This window comes from Candidatus Kurthia intestinigallinarum (assembly GCF_003991225.1).
GTDB classification, from domain to species: domain Bacteria; phylum Bacillota; class Bacilli; order Bacillales_A; family Planococcaceae; genus Kurthia; species Kurthia populi.
On sequence record NZ_JTFC01000170.1, the window covers coordinates 1 to 1,921 of the forward strand.

Sequence of the window (1,921 nt, forward strand, 5' to 3'; positions counted from 1 at the left end):
GTTAACGCTGCTGAAATCCCCATCATTGTTAAGAATGGAATTTGTGGAACAGCTAACGCCAGTAATGCAATAATAACCGTAATCCCTGCAAACACTACTGCTGTTCCCGCTGTACCGTTCGCAATGGCAATCGACTGTTGAATCGAATAGCCTTTTGCATACTCTTGACGGAAACGAGAAATAATAAATAACCCATAGTCAATCCCTACTGCAAGTCCAAGCATCGCAGCTAGCGTAATACATACAAATGCAACGGTTGCGTAATTGGAAACAATCATGACTCCGCATAACCCAATTAATAAGCCAATCACCGCTGTAATAACAGGCATCCCTGCTAAAATTAAAGAACCAAATGTAAAGAATAAAATCACAACCGCAACAATGACACCGATCACTTCTGAAGACATATCGCTCGGTTGTGTGTTATAAATTTCTGTTTCTGAAGAATAAAGCTCTGTTTGGATACCAGCATCTTCTGTTATATCGAATGTTTCGCGCAATTCATCTGCTTGCGACAATTTAAATTCTGAAGATGTGACATCATAAATGGCCATTAAGAAGCCGATTGTTTGATTTTCATTATAATTTTGTAGCATATCAGGTGTGACAACTGTTTCGACACCATCAATCGCTGAAACTTCTTCTGCTAATTCTGCTAGTGAGGCTTTTACATCCTCATCGACTAATGTTTTCCCTTCAGGTGCTTTCACAATGATCTGCATTTGAGCACCAGCGTCCCCGACTTCAGGGAATTCCTCTTTTAACATATCAATCGTATCCTGAGCTGGCGTGCCAGGGATTGTCATATCATCTTTTAATTGTGGCCCTAATACAACTGCCATGACACCGACAGCAATTAAAATCGCTAGTAAACCTGCAATAATTGACTTCGGATGACGTGTTGAAAATAACCCTAATTTGTACAATAACTTTGCCAAAATCTTTACTCCTTTCGTGTTGAATGCATTATTATCGTACGATAGAAAACATGCCCAAACGTAGTGACGTTTGGGCATGTTTTCATTAGATTAAATTTTTCTCAATAGCGACTGAAAGAGCCTGGGTACGTGATTTTACTTGTAATTTTTCGTAAATGACCGTTAAATAATTTTTTAACGTACGCTCGGAAATAAAGAGCTTATCTGCAATCTCACTGTTTTTTAGACCTTTCGAAAGATAGTTGAGTATGAGAAGCTCCTTTTGTGTTAAAAACAATTTATTCGCCTGACTATCTTTCGCTACTGTAATAGCTTTTTCAATATCTGGTGGAAACCATGTTTCACCATTTGCCACTTTCGTAATTGTTTCATAAATAACACTACGTTTTGCATCTTTTAGTAAATAGCTCTTTACACCAAGCTCTACTGCTTCCAGGAGCATATACTTCTCCTTATAAGTTGTCAGGACAATCACAGGAATCTGTCGTCCGGACTTTTTTAATGCACGCAATACACCAATACCGTCGAGTACGGGCATATTTAAATCAAGTAAAATGAGCTCTGGCTCTAATATTTCGAGCATTTCAAGAGCTTGCTGTCCGTTTTCTGCTTCTCCGATGACCTCGTGCTGCTTTTTAAGTTCTAGTACAAGTCGCAGTCCCTCACGCACAATATCATGGTCATCAACAATCAATATTTTCATCTTGTCACCTACTTATAACGGAATTTTGACGATGATTTTCGTCCCTTTATCTAGCTTACGGAAAATTTCAAACTGTCCATTGAGTAACTCTGTTCGTTCGATCATGCCAATAATACCGTAATGCTTCTTACTACTTGCTCGTTTGTAGCCAATGCCATCATCTTCAATCTCCAAAACAAGTAAGTTATGTTCAATTATTGCCTTTACATATATTGAGCTTGCCTGTGCATGCTTAAATGTATTCGTCACAGCTTCTTTTAAAATTGCAATGACGTGATTC

At 38.4% G+C, this 1,921-nt stretch carries 3 protein-coding genes; all 3 read right to left on the bottom strand.

Translation table 11 applies throughout. From position 1 onward, the window contains the following. Positions 1–938, bottom strand: a 938-nt coding sequence (locus QI30_RS19500) for an MMPL family transporter (protein WP_158621102.1), incomplete at its 3' end; no start/stop codon positions are given. Positions 939–1,023: 85 nt separating this feature from the next. Next, on the bottom strand, positions 1,024–1,641 hold the full coding sequence (locus tag QI30_RS19505; protein ID WP_126992124.1) for a response regulator transcription factor: 618 nt from the start codon (positions 1,639–1,641) through the stop codon (positions 1,024–1,026). Between the two features lie 12 nt (positions 1,642–1,653). Next, positions 1,654–1,921: sensor histidine kinase (locus QI30_RS19510; protein WP_370323647.1), on the bottom strand; the 268-nt coding region annotated here is incomplete at its 5' end.